The organism is Rhodococcus (subgen. Prescottella) equi (assembly GCF_003013675.1).
Taxonomy (GTDB): domain Bacteria; phylum Actinomycetota; class Actinomycetes; order Mycobacteriales; family Mycobacteriaceae; genus Prescottella; species Prescottella equi.
In genome coordinates, this window is record NZ_CP027793.1 from 853,450 (window position 1) to 875,666 (window position 22,217).

Genomic DNA, 22,217 nt, shown 5'->3' on the forward strand with positions numbered 1-22,217 from the left:
GGGGTCAGACGAGCAGTCGCGCCCGCAGGGTGTCGATGGTCTGCTGATCGACGCCCAGCCCCGTTCGCACGTAGTTGTCGACCCCACCGTACAACCGGTCGACCTGAGCGAATGCGGCGTCCAGCCACGACTTCTCGACGGCGTCGGCGCGGCCCAGGTACGTGTTGCTGGCCAGGAAGTCGTGGTACACCGTGGCCTTCGGGACACCGAGCAGGCTGAGCAACACGGCGGTGCCCCAGCCGGTGCGGTCCTTGCCCGCGCTGCAGTGGAACACCGTGGCGCCGTCGGCGTTGCCGGCGATCGCGGTCAGCAGGTCGCGGAAAGCGACGTCGGCGCCGCGGTAGGTGACCATGAACGGGTAGCCGATGGACTGGCCGATGTCCGAGGAGCCGGTCACCGCCGCGTCGATCAGCGCACGTCCCAGCGTGAGTGGCACGAACTCGTGGAACGCGATGCCGTGTTCGAACGAGACGACGTCCGCCACCTGGTAGCGGACGCCCTCGGGGAGCCGGTCCGGGTCGTCCCTGCGCTCCCACATGTTCCGCAGGTCGACGTCGAGGGTGACGTTCGCGGCGGTGAGCTTCGCGAGGTCGGCGTCGGTGAGGGAGCTCAGCTTGTTGGCGCGGTAAACCAGCCCGGAGCGGACGGTCCTGCCGTCGGACGTCTCGTACCCGCCGATGTCGCGGAAGTTCTTCGCGCCTTCGAGGCGGAACGGGGTGGGGGTGACGGGATCGGCGGACGCGAGCGGGGCGGTGACGGCTGGTGCGACGAGCGCCAGCAGGCCGATGAGAAGCAGCAGGAAGCGGTTGAAGGCGGTGCGTGTGGATCTCATGGGCCCTCGTCGGTGCTGGTCGTGCGAACGGCCCGGTGCCGCCGCGGATTCGCTGGGAGGCTAGCTGCTCTCGGCCCGTTCTGTCCGCGGAACGGGCGAGTCCCGCCGTCAGCCGGAGTGGCGGGCGAGGATCGTCTCCACCGCAGCGCGATTCGGCAGCACTCCGGACGCCGACTCACGATCCCCGGCTCGGGTGTGCCTGATTTGCGATGTTCATTCCTTCTTCACCGGAAGGACCGCTCGCGCGCACCGTCTCGTGCCCGCGCCGACCTAACTTGATTGGTCCAGACCAATTGGAGATCTGGTTCCGGTGACCCGGCCGACGACAAGGACATCCCGTGAGACGCACAACTCTTGTGATTGCTGCAGCGACCGCCGCGCTCGCCGCAACCGGCACAGCGCAGGCCGACCCCGTGTGGGGTAGCGCCGGAAGCCTCGGAAGCGAGTGGGGCAGCTCCGTCGGAGACAACGACACGGTGCCCGCCGCGCCGGGCGTCAGCGTTCCCGGTGGACGCTACGAACACCCCGTCGAGTTGAAGTTCGACACCGAGCGAGGAGTAACGGTCCGCTACACGCTGGACGGCACGACGCCGACCGCGGAGAGCCCGGCCTACGTCCCGGGGCGCGCGCTCCGGATCGAGTCGGACACCAACGTGAGCGCGGTGGCGTTCCGTGGTGAGAAGGCCAGTGCGCCGGTCTCGTTCGGGTACCTGATCCGCACGCCGGAGAAGCCGATCGCGCAGGTGGTCGTCATGTCGGACGTCCACGTCGGCGGCTACGAGAACAACACCGAGAAGTACCGGAGCTTCTTCGACACCATCGGATCGATCTTTCCGAAGCCCGATGCGATCCTGTCCAACGGCGACATGATCAACGACAACTGGGACGGCAAGGGCGCGGACCACAAGATCGTCTCGCGGATCTTCCAGGAGAACCTCGAGCGCAAGGGCATGACCGACACCCAGGTCCTGATGTCGTACGGCAACCACGACGCGTACCTGGACGACGTCCGGGCCGGATATCCACGGGAATGGTTCGCGGACACGGGCGGCGGTTACTACGAATCGAATGTCAACGGTGTGCCCGTCTTCACCGTGAACACCGAGACCTACAACGGTGACACCGCTCAGCGCGACTGGCTGAAGGGCCGGCTGGCGGAACTCACCGCCGATCCGGCGAACGTCGCCAAACCCATTCTCGTGCAGGGGCATCGTCCCACGAGCGGCACCACGATGGACGGTCAGCAGGCATCCAATCCCCGGCTGGCCGAGGACCTGAAGGCCTATCCGCAGGCCATCCTGTTCTCCGGGCACTCGCATCTCAACAACAACGACGACCGGTCGATCCATCAGCGCGACTTCACGTCGGTGAACGACGGATCGATGTCGTACATCGAGATCGACCACGGATACCAGATGATCACCGAGTCGGGCCTGGCGAACCGCTTCGAATCACCTACCGCACAGGCATTGTTCGTCGACGTCTACAAGGACCGTACCGAGATCGGCCGCATCAACATGGCCGCCGACAAGCACGACATCTACACCGGTGGGCAGTGGTCGGCGAATTGGCAGCCCCCGTACGCGAGTGCGGGCACCCTGAGCGGCTCGAGCTGGACGGTCGAGCTGAAGGGGTCGACCAGCGAGCAGATCAAGGACAACTTCCGGTACACCTCGGCGGCCCGGAACACGGTGGCGCCGGAGTTCGCGACGTCGACGCCGCTGTCGCTGGTGAGGAGCGAGGACGGCGCGACGGCGGTCCGGATCGCTCAGGCGCGGGACGACCAGATGGTCCACCACTATCGGGTCGACATCACCGACGCGACGACCGGTGTCAAGGTCGTGGCGTCGAAGGTGTTGTCGGACTTCTACTTCATGCCGCGGCCGAACAGTCTCGACATCCCCGTTCCGGACGCGGCGGCGGGTACCACGTACGAAGCGAAGGTCGTTGCGGTGGACGCCTACGGCAACGCCTCACCCGAGGTGACGGCCACGTTCACGCGCTGATCGGGCGGGCGGGGGTGGCGGGCGATGTGTCCGCCATCCCCCGTCCGGTGAAGACCACCTTCGAAGGTGCACCGCTCGTGTCTGCGGGTGACGTTTGCCCCCCCGCTCAGCGATCGGTGGACAGGACGTCGCGAGTGATCTCGAGTTGCCCGAGGTGCTGTGACAACTCGCGCACGATATGCAACAGCATCCATGTGGCGCTGGCGGTTCGGGCGGTGTCGCCGCGGGTGGTGCCGGTGGGCGTCCGGTCGCGGACTCCTTCGGTCAAGGCGATCGCCACGTGCTGGGGCAGCTCGTTGCGGATGCGCGTGAGTTCGGCGCACAGTTGCTGCGGATCGCCGTGCGCGCGGAACTCGCTGTCGCGGTCACGGGGGATGCGCAGTCCGGCAATCAGCGAGCCGCCCCAGTAGTCGGTCATGCCGACGCAGTGGGCGCCGATCGCGTACGGGCTGTTGGCGCCGGGCAGGTCCGGGACGCGGTTGGCCTGCTCGGCGGTCATGTCCGAGAGGATCGCCTGTATAGCTGCCAGGGACTCGTCCGCGACGGACACCACGGCTTGATACGTATCGGAGTCGTGATGGCGTGTCATGGAGGCAGGGTAGGGGAGCCGACGACGGATTTCGCGCGGAGGCGTTCCGCCGGGCTCAGCGCCCCAGGTACCCGCCGCCGTGGGGGAAGAATTCCTGGCCCGACATCTCGGTGCCGTCGTCGAGGCGGACGCGCTCGATCACCAGGCCCTTGTTCGTCCCGGTGCGGGCGTCGGGTCCGGCGACGATCACCATGCCGTCGCCCTCGTGGATGAAGACTCGGCCGGGGGTGCCCCCGTAATTGCCTTGGGACACCGACGACTTCAGTACCCGGATCCGCTGACCCTTGAACGTGGTGAACGCGTTGGGGTACGGGTCGGACTGTGCGCGCACGAGGCGTTCGATGGCGTCGGCCGGCCACGTCCAGTCGATGCGGCTGTCCTCGTCGGAGCGCTTGTGGAAGAACGTGGCCTGCGTGCGGTCCTGGGGCGTCCAGTCGGTGCGGCCGGACTCGATGAGGGCAAGGGCGTCGAGGGTGATCGGGCCGATCATGTCGACGGTGCGGTGGAACAGGTCGGTGACGGTGTCGTTCGGTCCGACCGGCGTCGAACGCTGCAGGACGATGTCGCCGGCGTCGAGTTCCTCGTCCATGAGATGCGCGGTGAGGCCCACCTCCTCCTCGCCGTTGATGAGCGCCCAGATCAGCGGCGAGAAGCCGGTGTACTTGGGCAGCAGCGAGTCGTGGATGTTGAGGGTGCCGTAGCGCGGGGCGTCGAACACGTCGCGTGGCAGCCACGTGCGCCAGTTGTTGGCGACGATGATGTCGGGCCGGGCGGCCTTCAGAGCGGCCTTGAAGTCCTCGTCGGGCTTGTTCGCGATGTGCACCGGCACGCCGTGCTCGGTGGCGAGGTCCGCGACGGAGTCGGCCCACATCTTCTCGTAGGCGTGATCGCTCTTGGGGTGGGTGATCGCGAGGACCACCTCGTGATCCGAGTCGAGAACGGCCTGCAGGGTACGGTGGCCCCAGGTTTGGTAGCCCAGCGTGGCGACTCTCAACGCGATCCTCCGGGACGAGTTGGTCAGGTTCAGCCGCCGGTCGCGACGACCCAGGAGTTTTAGGTTACCCAACCCTATTTGCTGCAGTTCCACCGCCGTGAGGAAGGCCGACATGCCCACCGCCACCATCAACGGGATCCCCCTGAACTACCAGGTCAAGGGTGACGGCGATCTGGTCGTCCTGATCATGGGTACGGGAAGTCCCGGTCGGGTGTGGGACCTGCATCAGGTGCCCGCGCTGGTGGCGGCCGGCTACCGGGTGTGTACGTTCGACAACCGCGGCATCGCGCCGTCGGGGGAGAGCGTCGACGGGATCACCATCGAAGCGATGGTGGCCGACACCGCGGGGCTGATCGAACTGCTCGGCGGCCCGGCGCACGTCGTCGGTACGTCGCTCGGGGCGCGCGTCGCACAGGAACTCGCGCTCGCGCGACCCGACCTGGTCCGCAAGGCCGTATTCCTCGCCGGACATGCCCGGATGGACCAGTTCCAGCGCACCCTCAACGAGGGGGAGCGCGAACTCGAGGCCGCGGGCATCGAGTTGCCGGCCAAGTACCGCGCCGCGGTCACCGCGGTCATGAACCTCTCCCCGGCGACGCTGGCCGACCAGCACGCCGCCCGCGACTGGCTCGACGTGTTCGAGTTCTCCGGCGGCAAGACGTCGGCGGGCGTTCGGGCGCAGCTCGCGATGGATCGCGAGTTCGATCGGGCGCAGGCCTACCGCGCGATCGCCCGTCCGTGCCTGTCCGTCGGGTTCGCCGACGACCGGATGATCCCGGCCTACCTGTCGAAGGAGGTCGCCGACGCGATCCCCGGCGCCGTCTACCAGGAGATTCCGGACACCGGGCACTACGGCTACCTCGAGCGCCCGGAGGCCGTGAACAAGGTGGTCCTCGACTTCCTCGCCGACTGAGGTGACCGGCTGACGGCGGACGGGCGAGTTAGCCTATCCTAAGGGGCGCACGATGCGTCCGACTCGCGCGGTCGCGCCACGACGGACGATCGGATTTGTATGTCTGCGGATCACCTGCCGGCTGCCCCCATGCTCGACGACGCCGTCGCCGGGCTGCCCGTCACCGCCGCGCAGTCCGAGATCCTCGTCGCGCAGCAGCTCGATCCGCAGAGCACGGTCTACAACCTCTCGCTCGTCGTGGAGGCCACCGGGCCGATCGACATCGAGCGGGCCGCGGAGGCGATCCGCCGGACCGTCGAGCACGCCGAGGCACTGCACGTGCGGTTCCGGCTCGGCGAGGACCGGACGATCCGCCAGGTGCCGGCGTCGAACGACGCCTGGCCGTTCGAGGTGGTCGACGTCCGCGACGCCGTCGATCCGGAGGCCGCGGCGCAGGACTGGATGGACCGGGATATCGCGACGGTCGTCGACATCACCGGCGACGACGCCCTGTTCGGGCACGCGCTGATCCGTCTCGCCGACGACCACACGCTCTGGTACCAGCGCTACCACCACAGCATCATCGACGGCTTCGGCATCTCGCTGATCGTCGCCGACATGGTCACCCGCTACGACGACCCGGACCTCGCGTCGACGGCCGGGGCGTGGGCGCTGCAGGACCTGATCGACGCCGACATCGACTACCGGGCCTCGGCGCGCTTCGAATCGGACCGGGACTACTGGCTCGCCGAGATCCTCGACGCCCCCGAGCCGCCGCAGATCTGCGCGGCCGGCGCCGACTCGTCCGCCGCCCCCGAATCCACGACGGTCACGATCGACGGCGAGATCGCCGACGCGATGTACGGGTTCGCGGCCGCGGCGGGTATCCGCCGCACCCGGTTGCCGATGGCGCTGATCCTCGCGTACCTGCACCGCATCTCGGGGCTGCGGGCGCTCACCGTCTCGGTCCCCATGGCGGCCCGCGTCGGCCGCGCGATGCGCCGCACACCGGGCATGGCGTCGACGATCCTGCCGGTGACGTTCCACGTGGATCCGGCGGCCACCGTGGGCGACCTGGCCCGCGCGATCGACGCACGACTGGTCGCAACGCTGCGGCACGGCCGCTTCCGCGGCGAGGACCTCGCCCGCGAGGTGCGCGCGATCGACCCCGACCGTCGCGTGTTCGGGCCGGGCATCAACTCGATGATGTTCGAGCACGTCCTCGAGTTCGACGGCAACCCCGCCCGCATCCGCGGCTCAGTCACCGGGCCGGTGCACGATCTCGACTTCTCGATCCAGGGCGGCGAGGACGGCGAACCGATCCGGATCGACCTGCGTGCCCCGGCCGGGCAGCGCGAGGAGCTGCTGCGCCACGAGGAGCGGTTGGCGCACTTCGTGTCCCAGTTCCTGCGTAACCCCATGTCCACCGTCGGCGAACTCGAGCCGATGACCGACGAGGAGCGCCGCCGCGTGCTGCTCGACTGGAACGACACCGCCGAGCCGCAGCCGTCGCACACCGTTCCGGAGCTGTTCGCCGACGCCGTCCGGCTCGACCCGGACGCCGAGGCGCTCGTGGCCGGAGACCTGCGGTTGACCTACCGGGAGCTGGCGGAGCGGGTCGCGCAGCTGGCGCACCACCTCCGCGACCGTGGACTCGCACCGGAAGAGGTTGTCGCGGTAGGCCTTCCCCGCTCGGCGGAGATGGTGGTCGGACTCCTCGCGGTGTTGTGCGCCGGCGGCGCATTCGTTCCGCTGGATCCGTCGTGGCCGCGGGAGCGCCGCGACTCCGTCCTCGCCGACGCCGGGGCCCGGCTGGTGCTCACCGGACCGGGCGGCGTGGACGCCGGAACCGACGCGGTGCACGTCGATCTCGCCGACTGGGCGCACGGCGACCAGCCGTCCGACCTGCCGGAGGACACCTTCGACGGTCGCAGGCTCGCCTACGTGATCTTCACGTCCGGCTCCACCGGCCGGCCGAAGGGTGCGATGATCCGCCACGAGGCGATCTGCGCCCGGCTGCTGTGGCAGCGCGAGCGGGTGCTCGGTTTCGGAACCGACGACGCATCGCTGTTCAAGGCGCCGCTGTCGTTCGACATCTCCGTCAACGAGGTCCTGCTGCCGCTGGTCTCGGGCGGCCGGCTGATCGTCACCGAGCCCGGTGGCGAGCGCGACCCGCAGTATCTGCTCGATCTCATCGCCCGCGAACGGGTCACGTTCGTGTACCTGGTGTCGTCGATGCTCGACGTCCTGCTCGACCTCGCCCGGGGCACCGATCGACTGTCCGGGCTGCGGCACGTGTGGTGCGGCGGCGAGGTGCTCACCCCGGACCTGTTCGAGCGGTTCCGACGTCAGCTGTCGACGACGCTGTACCACGGTTACGGCCCCGCCGAGGCGACGATCGGGGTCTCGCACGTGATCTACCGCGACGACGCCGCCCGCATCGCGACATCGATCGGTACGCCCAACCCCAACACCCAGCTGTACGTGCTGGACTCGCAGCTGCGTCCGGTGCCGGAAGGCATCGGTGGTGAGCTGTACGCGGGTGGCTACCTGCTGGGTCGTGGCTACGTGGGCGCGCCCGGACTCACCGCGTCACGCTTCGTCGCGAACCCGTTCGGCGACGACGGTTCCCGCCTCTACCGCACCGGCGACCTGGCGCGCTGGAGCGCGGACGGCAGCCTCGACTTCCTCGGCCGCGCCGACAACCAGGTCAAGATCCGAGGCATGCGCCTCGAGCTCGAGGACGTCGAGGCGGCGCTCGCGGCCAACCCCTCCGTGCGGCACAGCGCGGTGCTGGTCCGTAAGACCCCGGTGGGCGCCAACTATCTTGCGGCGTACGTGGTTCCGGATGGTGACGATGGCCTCGACGCCGACAGCCTGCGGGCGTGGGCCTCGGACAAGCTCCCCGAGTACATGGTGCCGTCGACGTTCGTCGTCCTGGGAGCGTTCCCCCTCACCCCGAACGGCAAGCTCGACCGCCGTGCCCTGCCGGAGCCCGACCTCACCGCGGCGAGCGAGCACGTCGCGCCGCGCACCGAACTCGAGGAGACCCTCTCGGACCTGATGGCCGGCGTCCTCGGTCTCGAACGGGTGGGTGTCACCGACGACTTCTTCGCGCTCGGCGGCGACAGCATCGTCGCGATCGCCCTCGTCAACCAGGCGCGGCGCGAAGGCTTCTCGATCAGCGCGCGCGACGTCTTCCAACTGCGCACCGCGGCCGCGCTCGCCGCGGCCCTCGACGGTCGGGTCACCGATGCCGTCGACACGAGCGACGTGGCGACGGGTGTCGTCGAACCGACTCCCGTCGTCGCCCGTGTCTGCCCCGCGGGCACCGACGTGCGGACCTTCCACCAGTGGGTGCTGCTGCAGACGCCGACCGGCCTCGACGAGGTCACCGCGACCGCGGCTCTGCAGGCGGTCGTCGATCGTCACGACGCGCTGCGCGCCCGTTGGGACCGCTCCGGAGGAACGCTCACGGTCCCCGAGTCAGGGGCGCAGCCGACGATCCTCGTGACCGACGTCGACGGCGACCTCGACGTCGCGGTCGCCGCCGACCGGCAGGCCGTCGCCGACCTGCTCGATCCCGAGGCCGGAATCATGTTGCAGGCCGCGCTGTTCCGGCGTGCGGGCGAGCCGGGGCGCCTGCTGCTGGTGGGCCATCACCTCGTCGTGGATGCGGTGTCCTGGCGAATCGTCGTCGAGGACTTCGCGCGGGCCGCGACCGCGCTCCTCGCCGGCGAACCCGTCGATCTGCCGGCGGTCGGTACCTCGCTGCGCCGCTGGGCGGAATTGCAGGGCGAACGCGCTCGCGCCGGTGCGTTCGACGACGAACTGGGCCACTGGCGCGCGGCCACTGCTCCCGGCGCACTCGAGATCGGCGCGCGCCCGGTCGATCCTGCCGTCGACACGTGGGCCACCGCGGAATCGATGACCGTCGAGACGGGCGGAGACGTCGCTGCGGCATTGCTCGCCGACGTCCCGGGCGCCTACCACGCGGGCGTCGCCGACGTCCTGGTCGCCGCACTGACGCGCGCGCTGCGTCGCTGGCGCGGTGGTGCCGCGGAGGTACTGGTCGACCTCGAGGGGCACGGCCGCGAGGAGCACCTGGTCCGCACCCCCGGCACCGCGCTCGACATCTCCCGCACCGTCGGCTGGTTCACCACCGTGTACCCGGTGCGCCTGGACGTCCCGGACGGTTCGGTGCCCTCGGCGCTCAAGTCGGTCAAGGAACAGCTGCGCCGGGTCCCGAACCATGGATTCGGGTACGGCGCCCTGCGCTACCTGAGCGCGGCCGGTGCGGAGCTCGCTTCCGGCAGCGCCGCTCCGGTGCTGTTCAACTACCTCGGCCGTGTCGCCGCTGGCGCCGGCATCGACTGGCTGCCTACCGCGACCGGCGGATCAAGTGATCCTGCCATGCCGCTCGGCCACGCCCTCACTGTCGACGTGCTCGCCGCCGACACTTCCGACGGGCCCACGCTGCGCACCACGCTCACGTGGGCCGGGCGGGTGCTCTCCGCCGCCGAGGCCGACGAGTTCGCCGGGTACTGGGATGCCGCACTGCGCGATCTCGCGGCGGCCGCGCCGGACGGCGGGCACACCCCGTCCGACTTCCCGCTGGTGCCGCTGGCGCAGAGCGACATCGATCGGCTCGCCGCGACCGCGCCGACGATGTCGGACGTCCTGCCGACCACGCCGCTGCAGGACGGCATCTACTTCCACAGCGTCTACGAACGCGACGGTGCATCGCCCACCGAGCCGGACCCGTACGTCGTGCAGCAGGTGGTGGAACTGAGCGGCGAGGTCGACGCCGTCGCGCTGCACCGCGCGCTGCAGGGCGTCGTCGACCGGCACGACGTGCTGCGGGCCGCGCTGCGCCCGCTGTCCGACGGCCGGGTGGTGCAGGTGATCTCGTCCCGCGCCGACGTCCCGATGACGGTTCTGGACCTCTCGACCGATCCGGACCCGACGTCCACAGTGGACCGGATGCTGGCCGAGGACCGGCTGCGCGGCTTCGACTTCGAACGCCCGCCGCTGGTGCGCTACACCCTCGTCCGCGTGGCGCCGGCGAAGTTCTTGCTGCTGCAGTCCATCCACCACGTCGTCGCCGACGGCTGGTCCGTTCCGGTGATGCTGCGCGAACTGCTGGCGCTGTACAGCCCGGCCGGGGAACCGCTCGCGCTGCCCGCACCGGCCGCGTATCGGAACTACCTGAGCTGGTTGGCGTCCCGCGACCGTGGGGCATCCATCGACGTGTGGCAGCGGGCGCTCGCAGGGTCGGGCGAGCCGCCCGCCCTGCCCGGCGTCCCCGCCGCGGGAGAGCGCGGCGTGCGCAGCAAGATCGTCGCGCTCCCGGCGACGGAGACGAGCGAACTGAACCGGCTCGGCCGCGAGCGCGGTCTCACCGCCAGCACCCTGGTGCACGGTGCGTGGGGCCTGCTGCTCGCGCGGCTCACCGGCCGGCGCGACGTACTGTTCGGCTCCACGGTGTCGGGTCGCGGTGGCGACCTGCCCGGCATCGAATCGATGGTGGGCCTGTTCATCAACACCGTGCCGGTGCGTCTGCGACTCGATCCGGACGAGGCGACCGTGGACGTGCTCGCGCGCTGGCAGTCGGAGCAGTCGGCGCTCCTCGAACACCAGTACGTGGGGCTCGGCGAGTTGCGCCGGATCACCGGGCTGCAGGAGCTGTTCCAGACCCTCGTCGTGGTGGAGAACTACCCGATCGGCGACACCGCGATCACCGACCCGTCGGGCACCCTGTCGCTCAGCGGTATTCGGTTCGACGAGCACCCGCCGTACCCGCTGACGCTGATCGCGGTCCCGGGCGACGAGCTGCGCCTCGAGGTGAAGTACGACGCGGCGAGAGTGTCCGACGCGACCGCCGCGCAGATGGCCGACGGCATGCTCACGATCCTCGCCGGTCTTCCGGCGACGGTGGACGGGCCGGTTGCGGCGATCGAACTCGCCCGCATCCCCGAGCGCGTCGACGTCGTCGACACGGTCGACTTCCCGGCGACCACCGTGACCGCGCTGCTCGAAGACCAGGCCGCCCGCACGCCGGACGCGACCGCGGTGGTTTGCGAGGGGCGCAGTCTGTCCTACGCGCAGCTGCACGACCTCGCGAACCGGCTGGCGCACGTCCTCGTCGACCGCGGCGTCCGACCCGAGACGAAGGTGGCCGTCGCGCTGCCGCGTTCGATCGAACTGATGGTCGCGCTGCTCGCGATCGGCAAGGCGGGTGGTGCCTACGTCCCGCTCGACACCGGCTACCCGGCCGAGCGCCTGTCCTACATGCTCGAGGATTCGGACCCGGTGTGCGTGCTGACGTCCGCCGATGTCGCAGCCGCCTTGCCGGACAACGGAATCGAACGCATCCTCGTCGACGACCTGGACCTGGACGGATGCCCGGCCGATCCCGTGTCCGTCGGCCTGCACCCGCAGCATCCGCTGTACGTCATCTACACGTCCGGGTCGACGGGGCATCCGAAGGGTGTCGTCGTCCCGCACTCCGGCGTCGTGAACCGCCTGCTGTGGATGCAGGAGTTCCGGCCGATCCTGCCCACCGACCGGGTGCTGCAGAAGACGCCGTCGAGCTTCGACGTCTCGGTACCGGAGTTCTTCGGTCCGCTGCTCGCGGGTGCCACGCTGGTGCTGGCGCGGCCGGACGGACACCGCGATCCGCAGTATCTGGCGGAGTTGATCGTCGGCGAAGGGATCACGCGCGCCCACTTCGTGCCGTCGATGCTCGAACTGTTCCTCGACGAGCCGACGGCAAGCGCCTGCACGGGCCTGCGAGTGGTCGCGGCCAGCGGCGAGGCGCTGCCGTTGCCGGTCGCCCGACGCTTCGCCGATGTGCTGCCCGGTGCGGTGCTCGACAACCTCTACGGGCCCACCGAGGCCGCGGTCGAGGTCAGCTACGCCGCCGCGGTGCAGGCGCTGCCCGCGGACGCGGCGACGGTGCCGATCGGGCTGGCCGCCGCCAACACCGCGCTCTACGTGCTCGATCCGTACCTGCAGCCGGTCACCGATGGATCCGCGGGCGAGCTCTATCTCGCGGGCCCGCAGTTGGCCCGCGGCTACCTCGGCCGTCCGGGGACGAGCGCGGACCGTTTCGTCGCCGACCCGTTCGGGACGTCCGGCGCTCGCATGTACCGCACCGGCGACGTCGTGCGACGGAACGCCGACGGCGCCGTCGAATACCTGGGCCGTGCCGACGACCAGGTGAAGCTGCGTGGATTCCGGATCGAGTTGGGCGAGATCGAGTCCCGGCTCGCCGAGCACCCCGACGTGGCCCGGGCGGCCGCTGTCGTGCGGGAGGACGTGCCCGGCCACCAGCAACTCGTCGGGTACCTCGTCGCAGCCCCCGGCGTGGACGTGGACGCCGTGCGCAGCTTCGCGGGGAAGACCCTGCCGGAGTTCATGGTTCCGACCGTCCTGGTGGTCGTCGAGGCGCTACCGCTGAGCCCCAGCGGCAAACTCGATCGCCGTGCGCTGCCGGCGCCGGCCGTCCCCGCCGCCACGGCGCCGACCGAGACCACCCCCGCGGCCGGGCGCGCCCCGGCGGTCGCCTCGCTGATAGCCGAGGTGCTCGGCCGCGAGCAGGTGGGCGAGGACGACGACTTCTTCGCGCTCGGGGGCGACAGCATCCTCGCGATCCGGCTCGTCAACCTGGCTCGCCGCGAAGGCATCTCGATCACGCCCCGGCAGATCTTCGAGCAGCGGACGCCTCGTGCGCTCGCGCGGCTGATCGGTGACGTCGACGCGCCCGCGACCACCTCGGTCGCGGCACCGGTGGTCGCCGCGACCGGCGACCTGCTGCCGATGCCGGTGGTGCACCGCCTGTCGGAGTGGAGCGGCGGGACCGATCGCTTCAACCAGGCCGTGCTGCTCCACACCCCGGCCGAGATGACCACCGAGACCCTCACGGCCGCACTGCAGACCGTCCTCGACCATCACGACGGACTGCGCCAGCGGCTGACCCGGCACCTGCCGGGCGTGTGGTCGCTGCACATCGCCGAGCGCGGGTCCGTCGCGCCGTCGCTGCGCCGCGTCGACGTCGCCGGACTCGACGACGCCCGGCTGCGTGCGGTCATCGAGACCGAGTCGTCCGCCGCTGCGGACCGCCTGACCCCCGAGTCCGGCGCCATGGTCGAGGCCGTCTGGTTCGACGCGGGCGAGAACGTCCTCGGCCGGCTGCTGCTGGTCGCCCACCACCTCGTCGTCGACGGGGTGTCGTGGCGGGTGCTGCTCGAGGACCTGCCGATGGCGTGGGTCGCGGCGCAGGCCGGCGAAACCGCCGCGCTGGATCCCGTCGGTACGTCGCTGCGCGAGTACGCCGACCTGGTCACGGCGGAGGCGCAGCGGCCCGCCCGGCTGCGGGAACTCGACCACTGGGTCGAAACCATCGCTCCCGGCGGCGAACTGGTGCCGAACGCGCATGGTGATGCGACGATCGGGACGGGTGCGAGCCGGACCGTACGACTGTCCGTCGCCGAGACCGAGGCGGTGCTCACCGCCGTGCCGGCCCTCGCGCACGCCGACGTCACGGACGTCCTGGTGACCGCACTCCGGATCGCCGTCACCCGCTGGTTCACGACGCAGGGCCGAGCATCGGACCTGCTGATCGATCTCGAGCGGCACGGCCGCGAGGAACTCGCGGCGGGTGTCGACCTGTCCCGTACCGTCGGCTGGTTCACCAACATCACGCCGGTGCGCCTGCCCGGCGGTACCGACGGCGTCGACGCGCTCAAGTCCGTCAAGGAGGCGCTGCGCGCGGCTCCGGACGGCGGCATCGGCTACGGCATGCTGCGTTACGCCAACGCCCGCACCGCGGGACTGCTCGCAGCGGGATCGCCCGCGCAGGTGCTGTTCAACTACCTCGGCCGGATGCCGGCGGGCCAGTCCGGACCGTGGACAGGCGCAACGGAAACCGATTCGCTGGCAACCGATCCCGACACCGATATGGGTGGCCCCTACCGGCTGCTCGTCAACGCGCTGTGCGAGGACACCCCGGACGGACCGGTACTGCGCACGGTGTTCGGCTGGTCCGAACCGGACCTGTCCGCAGACGATGCGCACGCGATCAGCGACGGATGGGTCGCCGCACTGCGCGAACTGGTGGCGTCCGCCGCGCGGCACGACGGACGCGTCGCGCTCACCCCGTCCGACGTCCCGCTGGCACCTCTGACTCAGGCGGAACTCGACGTCGTGGTCGCGGCCGCGCCGGGCGAGATCGAGACCGTCTGGCCGCTGTCGCCGCTGCAGGAGGGCCTGTACTTCCAGGCCGGCATCTCCGACGGTGCCGACATCTACACCGCCCAGTTCTCGCTCGACTTCGACCGGCACCTGGACCTCGACCGACTGGCCGCGGCGATGCGCACACTGCAGCGTCGCAACCCGACGCTGCGGGCCGGATTCGTCAGCGCCGGACTGACCGCGCCGGTGCAGTTCGTCAGCGCCGGGCTCGACGTCCCGATCACCGAGGTCGATCTGACCGACCTCGACGAGGTCGCCCGCGAGGAGCGGGCCGCGCAGGTGATGCTCGACGATCGGCTAACTCCGTTCGACCTCACCGCCCCGCCGCTGTGGCGGGCGACGGTGCTGCGCCTCGGCGACAGCCGCGACCGGTTGGTGATCAACCGTCAGTTCCTGCTGTGGGACGGCTGGTCGAACGGCCTGGTCGTGAGCCAGTTGCTCGCGCTGTACGAGACCGGCGGTGACGACACCGGATTCGTCTCGCCGGACGGCGGATTCGACGACTACCTGTCCTGGCTGGCCGACCGCGACGGTGCCGCGGCCCGCACCGCGTGGCAGCGGACGCTCTCCGGTCTCGCCGAGCCGACGCTGCTGGCCCGGCGCACCGGTGCACCCGCCGGGTGGCCGGACCGCCGCGACGCGGTGCTCTCCCGGGACCTCGGTGAGCGGCTGCGCGCGCAGGCCGCCCGCACGGGCGTCACGTTCCACGCGATCCTCAACGGCGCGCTCGGGCTGGTCCTGGCCGGCGCGACCGGACGCAGCGACGTCGTGTTCGGCACCACCGTCGCCGGACGGCCGCCGGAGGTGCCGGGCATCGAGTCGGTGGTCGGCATGTTCCTCAACACCGTGCCCGTACGGATGTCGTTGCGGCCCAACGAGTCCGTCGCGGACCTGCTGCGCCGGACGCAGTCCGAGCGGCTCGAACTGATGCCGTACGACTACCTCGGCCTCGCCGCGATCCAGCGGACGAGCGAGCACCGCGAACTGTTCGACGTCCTGTACGTGCTGCAGAACTTCGTCGACGAGAACCAGGTCTCGGCGCTGCACTCCGCGCACGACATCAGCGGCGGCGACAGCATCGACCACACCCACTACCCGCTCACGGTCGTCGTCACGCCCGGCGCCGAGACGAAGGTGAAGTTCGAGTTCCACCCGGACAAGGTCACGGCGGCGGACGCCGAGCGGATGCTCGCGTCCTTCGTCGGACTGCTCGAGCGGTTCGCCGACGACGTCGACGTGCTCGTCGGCCGCACGAGCACCCTCACCGACGCCGACCGCGCGCTGCAGTCCTCCCGACTGGCCGAGACCGCGCATCCGCTTCCCGAGCGGACGATCGCGGACCTGTTCGCGGACACCGCGCAGCGGATCCCGGAGGCCACCGCGCTGGTGTTCGGCGACGACACCGTCAGCTATGCGGACCTCGACGCCAGGATCAACCGTCTGGCCCGAATCCTGCTCGCGCACGGCGCAGGACCCGAGCAGATCGTCGCGCTCGCGCTGCCGCGGTCGGTGGAGACCGTCGTAGCGCTGTTCGCGGTGCTGCGCACCGGGGCCGCGTACCTACCGCTCGAACTCGACCACCCCGTCGAGCGTCTGGTGGGGATGCTCGACGATGCCCGCCCGGTCACGATGCTGACGACGGCTGCCGTCGCCGAAACACTTTCGGCGGCAACCGTCGACACGATCGTCCTCGACGATCCGGCGGTCCCGCTCGACGGTGACGGCTCCGCGCTCACCGCGGCCGAGCTCGGACGATTCGCGCCCGGCACGCCCGGACGCCTCGACCACCCCGCGTACGTGATCTACACGTCCGGTTCCACCGGGCGCCCCAAGGGCGTCGTGACGCCGTACCGCGGCCTGACGAACATGCAGTTCAACCACCGCGAAGCGATCTTCGAGCCGGTGGTGCGGGCCGCGGGCGGGCGCACGCTGCGCATCGCGCACACCGTCTCGTTCGCGTTCGACATGTCGTGGGAGGAACTGCTGTGGCTCGTGGAGGGCCACGAGGTGCACATCTGCGACGAGGAACTGCGCCGCGACGCGCAGGCCCTGGTGGCGTACGGCGACGCCCACGAGATCGACGTCGTGAACGTGACGCCGACGTATGCGCGGCACCTGCTGGACGAAGGACTGCTCGACGGCGGACCCGGCCGGCACCGGCCCCCGCTGGTCCTGCTCGGCGGCGAGGCCGTCTCCGACCAGGTGTGGGACGCGTTGCGCGACACCGACGGGACCTGCGGCTACAACCTGTACGGGCCCACCGAGTACACGATCAACACGCTCGGCGGCGGCACGGCGGACAGCGTCACGCCCACTGTGGGGCAGCCGATCTGGAACACCGTCGCGCACATCCTCGACGGTTGGCTGCGTCCGGTCGCCGACGGAGTTCCCGGTGAGCTGTACATCTCCGGTGTGGGGCTCGCGCGCGGCTACCTCGACCGGTTCGGTCTCACCGCCGAGCGCTTCGTCGCGGACCCGATCGTGGGCGGCGGCGCGCGGATGTACCGGACGGGTGACCTCGTCCGGCGGGCACCGGACGGCAACATCGACTTCCTCGGCCGCACCGACGACCAGGTGAAGATCCGCGGCCACCGCGTCGAACTGGGCGAGGTGGAATCGGTTCTGGCCGCGCACGAGTCGGTGCGTCAGGCCGCGGTGATCGCGGACGCCGGACCGGGCGGGATCAAGCGCCTGGTCGCGTACGTGGTGGGCGCCGGCGCGCCCGTGAGCGCAGTTGGTAGCCAGGACCTCGCAAAGTACGCACGGGCAGTGCTGCCCGACTACATGGTGCCTGCCGCGGTCATCGCGGTCGACGAGCTGCCGATGACCGTCAACGGCAAGCTCGACGTGCGGGCGCTGCCGTCCGCCGAGTCGGTGCTCGGGCGGGGCAGCGGGGAGTCCCGGGAACCGCGCAACGCCCTCGAGGGGACGCTGTGTCGACTCTTCGCCGAGGTGCTGGAGCTGGAGGTCGATCTGGGAATCGACGACAGCTTCTTCGACCTGGGCGGGCACTCGTTGCTCGCGACCCGACTCATCAGCCGGGCTCGGGCAGTGCTCGCCGCCGAACTGACGATGCGAGACCTGTTCGAGGCGCCCACCGTCGCGGAGCTCGCCGAGCGGGTCTCCGGGCGCGACCGGTCGACCCGGCCGCTGCTGGTGGCGGGGGAGCGGCCCGAACGGCTGCCCCTGTCGCCGGCGCAGCAGCGGCTGTGGGTGATCCAGCAGATCGAGAGGGACACCGCCGGTTCCTCGAGTGCCTACAACTTCCCGATCGTCCTGCGGCTGCGCGGCGACCTCGACCCGGAGGCGTTCACCGCGGCCCTCGCCGACGTCATCGCCCGCCACGAGGTGCTGCGCACGGTGTTCGGCGAACACGACGGCGAACCGGTCCAGCTGATCCTGGGCTCGGCACGGCCCGACGTCACCGTCGTCGACGCCGCAGCCGACGAGGTGCCCGCGCTCGTGGCCGCAGCGGTGGGACGCCCGTTCGACCTCGCCACCGAGATCCCCGTGCGGGCCACGGTGATCCGGGTCGGGGAGGGCGAGCAGGTGCTGGCGCTGGTGCTGCACCACATCGCGACCGACGAGTGGTCGGACCGGCCGCTGCTGCGCGACCTCATGGTGGCGTACGCAGCCCGCGTCCAGGGCGCGGCACCCGAGTGGGCGCCGCTGCCGGTGCAGTACGCGGACTTCACGCTGTGGCAGCGAGCGCTGCTCGGCGAGCCGTCCGACGCCGACTCCCTGATCACCCGCCAGCTGGACTACTGGCACGGCGTCCTCGAGGGCGCCCCGGAGGAACTGGCGCTCCCGGTCGACCGCACCAGGCCGGCGCGCCCCAGCTTCGCCGGTGGCGCAATCGAACTCGACCTCGACGTCGCGACGACCCGTGCGCTGCGGACGCTCGCCCGCGCGCACGGCGCCAGCATGTTCATGGTTCTGCACGCCGCGTCGGCGGCGCTGCTGCAGCGGCTCGGCGCCGGCGACGACCTGCCGCTCGGCGCGCCGGTGGCCGGGCGCACCGAACAGGGTCTCGACGACCTGATCGGCTTCTTCGTCAACACCGTCGTCCTGCGCACCGACGTCTCGGGCGATCCGACGTTCGCGGAGCTGCTGGCGCGGGTGAAGGCCCTGGACCTGGCGGCCTTCTCGCACGCCGACGTGCCGTTCGAGTCCGTCGTCGAACGGTTGAACCCAGCACGCTCCCTGGCCCGGAACCCGCTGTTCCAGGTGATGGTGGGCTACCACAGCCGCACCGCCGATCCGGTGCCGTCGCCCGACCTGACGTTGGCGCCGGTGGCGATCGAGGAGCGCACCGCCAAGTTCGACCTGGTGTTCAACTGGACCGAGTTCCTGGACGAGGACCGCGTGCAGTTGCGGCTCGAATACAGCGCTGACCTGTTCGACCGGGACACCGTCGACCGCATGGCCCGCCGCCAGGTGGCGGTGCTCGGCGCCGTCGCGGCCGACCCCGCGACCCGCGTCTCGGACGTCGACGTCTTCCTGGACGGCGAGCGTGAGGCGGTCCTTCGGGAATTCAACGACACGGCACGGCCGGTCGAGGAGTTGACGCTGCCGGAGGCGTTCGACCGGTGGGTGCAGGAGACTCCGGATGCCATCGCCGTCGCGGACTCCGGCGGTGAGGCCACGTTCGCCGAACTCGACAAGCGTTCGAGGAGTATCGCGGCCGTGCTCGCGACCCGGGGTGTCGGCGCGGAAAGCGTGGTGGGGCTGGCCGTTCCGCGCTCGATCGACATGGTGGCGTCGGTGCTCGGCGTGCTGCGTCTCGGGGCGGCGTACCTGCCGCTGGACCTGACGCACCCCGCCGACCGCATCTCGTACATGCTCGAGGACTCGGGTGCCCGGATCCTGCTGTCGACGGAAGCCGAATCGAAGCGTGTGGTGGCGGACGGCCTCGATCGCCTTCTGCTCGACGACCCGCGAGTGATCGCCGCTCTGTACGGTCGTGCTGCGGACGAGTTGCCCTCCCCGCCTGCGGGTCTCGATCACGCGGCGTACGTGATCTACACATCCGGTTCGACCGGCTGGCCCAAGGGCGCGGTACTGCCGCACGAGGGCATCATGAGCCTGGTTGCTACGGCCGAGGACCGGATGAAGCTGACCACCGGGTCGGTCGTCATGCAGTTCGCGTCCGTCGGCTTCGACGTCGCCGTTTTCGAGCTGTCGATGGCGCTGTGCACAGGTTCGACGCTGGTGATCATCCCGGAGCAGGCCCGCGTGGCCGGTCCGGAACTCACCGACTTCATGCACGAGCGGAAGGTGACGCACGCGATCCTGCCGCCGTCGCTGATGGCTGCGCTGCCCCCGGGATGCACCGTGCCGGAGGGCTGCACCGTCCTGGTCGGTACCGAGACGGTGCCGCCGGACCTCATCGGCCGCTGGGCCGAGCGGCTCAACCTGCTGGCGGCGTACGGGCTCACCGAGGCCACCGTCAACAACACCCTGTGGCAGGCGCAGCCCGGTTGGACGCAAGCGGTGCCGATCGGCATCCCCGACCCCAACGAGCAGGCCTTCGTGCTCGACGACCGGCTGCGCCCGGTGCCGCCCGGCATCGCGGGTGAGCTGTACATCGCCGGGCGGGGCCTGGCCCGCGGCTATCTGGGCCGACCCGACCTCACCGCGGGCCGGTTCGTCGCGAATCCGTTCGGGCCCGGTCGGATGTACCGCACCGGCGATCGGGCGCGGTGGCGCACCGACGGGAACCTCGATTTCCTCGGCCGCGTCGACGACCAGGTCAAGATCCGCGGTTTCCGCATCGAACTCGGCGAGATCATCGCCGCGCTCGCGAGCCATCCCGCGGTGAGCCAGGCCGCGGTGGTGGCCGACCGCGACGGCGAGATCACCCGACTCGTCGGCTACGTCTCGCCCGAGTTCGAGGACGACGGGGTCACAGCCGCGGTCGTGGATCCGTCCGAGGTCCGCGCGCACGCGGCACGGACGCTGCCGGACTACATGGTGCCGACGCTGGTCGTCGCGCTTCCCGGTGCGCTGCCGCTCACTCCCAACGGCAAGCTCGACCGCAAGGCGCTGCCGGCACCGGACTGGTCGACACTCGGCGGTGACGGAGTGCCCCGCGACGAGGTGGAAACCGAACTGTGCGAGGTGGTCTCGGAGGTTCTGCACCTGCCGTCCATCGGCATCCACGACGGGTTCTTCGACCTCGGCGGTCACTCGATGGCGGCGATGAAGCTCGTCGGCAGAGTCCGGAGCATGTTCGAGGTCGACATCACGATCCGCGACGTGTTCGACGCGCCGACGGTGGCCGAGCTGGCCGAGCTCGTCCGCAGCGGGGAGCGGTCGGCGCAACCGGGAATCGCGGTCACCGGCGAGACCGGACCGGTGCCGCTCGCGCCGTCGCAGCGGCTGCACTGGCAGCGGCACCGCTCGTCGCGGTCCCGGGCGCAGTCCGATCACGCGCTGGCGCTGCAGTTGCAGGAGCCGATCGACGCCGGACATCTCGCACTCGCCCTCGACGACGTCGTGGACCGGCATGTACCGCTGCGGACGGTGTTCGCGCCGGACGGTACCGAGGTGTACACATCGGACGGGCCACGTCCGGGTGTCGATGTCATCGACGTCGGTGACGACGATCTGCATCGCCGGGTGTTCGAGATCGCGCAGCTGCGGATCGATCTCACCGAGGAGGCTCCGCTGCGGGTGCACCTGGTGTCCGACGACTCGGGCACCCAGGTGCTGTTGCTGACGATGCACTACGTGGCCGTCGACGAATGGTCGGTGGTGCCGCTGCTCGGTGACCTGCTCACCGCGTACGTGGCTCGCGCGGGCGGGGCGGAACCGGAGTGGACGCCGCTCGCGGTGGAGTACCCCGACTACGTGCGCTGGCAGATCGCCCGGCTCGGTGAGCCCGCCGATCCGGAGAGTCTGCACGCCCGTCAGCTCGACTACTGGCGGAACCGACTGGCGGACATGCCGCCCCGTCTGCACCTTCCGGCGTCGGCCGGCGTGCGCGAGGCGCGCCGTGAACTGGTCCCCATCGAGATCGACGCGGACCTGCACTCGGGCATCGACCGGATCGCCGCCCGCACCGGCACCAGCATGTTCATGGTGCTGCAGGCGGCGCTCGCGTCCGTGCTGACGAGAAGCGGTGCGGGCAAGGACATTCCGATCGGCTCGCTCGTCGCGGGTCGGTCGGAGGACGTGCTCGCGCCGATGATCGGGTGCTTCTTCAACGTCGTCGTGATGCGCACCGACACCAGTGGCGATCCGGGCTTCGACGAGTTGCTGGCGCGGATCCGGGAGTCGAACCTCGAGGCGCTCGAACATCAGGACGTGGGCTTCGCCGATGTCGCCGCGGAGATCGGGCTGCGTGCGGGCCGGCTGCCGCAGGTGCTGCTGGTGCATCATGAGCAGGCCCGGTTCGACGCGCTCGAGGGCGTGCTCGGCGGCTTCCTGCCGGTTCCGGTCGGCATGTCGACGGCGGAACTGACGCTGAGCTTCTACGAGCCGGTCGGCGACGGCCCGGTACACGCGTACTTCGAGTTCTCGACGGGGGTCCTCGACCAGGACGTCGTCGCGGGCTGGGCGCGGGAAGTGGTGGCGTTGGTGCGGTCCGCGCTGTGACGAGGCGCACGTGGCCGAGTCGGTTGGTAGAGTCCCGAAGAAGGTTAGCC

6 protein-coding genes are annotated in these 22,217 nt (G+C 70.5%); 3 read left to right on the forward strand and 3 right to left on the reverse strand.

Going from position 1 to position 22,217, the window contains the following annotated elements:
• Window positions 1-4 precede the first annotated feature (4 nt).
• Window positions 5-832 (reverse strand): tyrosine-protein phosphatase, encoded by an 828-nt coding sequence (locus tag C7H75_RS03980; RefSeq protein ID WP_084985591.1) that lies wholly within the window; start codon window positions 830-832, stop codon window positions 5-7.
• Between the two features lie 338 nt (window positions 833-1,170).
• Between C7H75_RS03980 and C7H75_RS03985 the strand changes: the two genes are divergently transcribed.
• Entirely contained in the window at window positions 1,171-2,838 is a 1,668-nt protein-coding gene (locus C7H75_RS03985; protein WP_175279318.1) for a metallophosphoesterase, read from the forward strand.
• Between the two features lie 106 nt (window positions 2,839-2,944).
• On the opposite strand, the gene C7H75_RS03990 is transcribed toward C7H75_RS03985, so the two are convergent.
• On the reverse strand, window positions 2,945-3,427 hold the full coding sequence (locus C7H75_RS03990; protein WP_064079468.1) for a DinB family protein: 483 nt from the start codon (window positions 3,425-3,427) through the stop codon (window positions 2,945-2,947).
• Between the two features lie 55 nt (window positions 3,428-3,482).
• Window positions 3,483-4,421, reverse strand: a complete 939-nt coding sequence (locus tag C7H75_RS03995) for a methionyl-tRNA formyltransferase (protein ID WP_084845725.1) — start codon at window positions 4,419-4,421, stop codon at window positions 3,483-3,485.
• Between the two features lie 112 nt (window positions 4,422-4,533).
• Here C7H75_RS03995 and C7H75_RS04000 point away from each other — a divergent pair, with 112 nt between their 5' ends.
• Together C7H75_RS04000 and C7H75_RS04005 are read left to right on the forward strand one after the other, a co-directional pair.
• Window positions 4,534-5,334, forward strand: a complete 801-nt coding sequence (locus tag C7H75_RS04000) for an alpha/beta fold hydrolase (protein ID WP_005515495.1) — start codon at window positions 4,534-4,536, stop codon at window positions 5,332-5,334.
• Between the two features lie 99 nt (window positions 5,335-5,433).
• A complete protein-coding gene (locus tag C7H75_RS04005; RefSeq protein ID WP_106850961.1) occupies window positions 5,434-22,167 on the forward strand; it encodes a non-ribosomal peptide synthetase in 16,734 nt (5,577 codons plus the stop codon).
• Window positions 22,168-22,217: the final 50 nt, after the last annotated feature.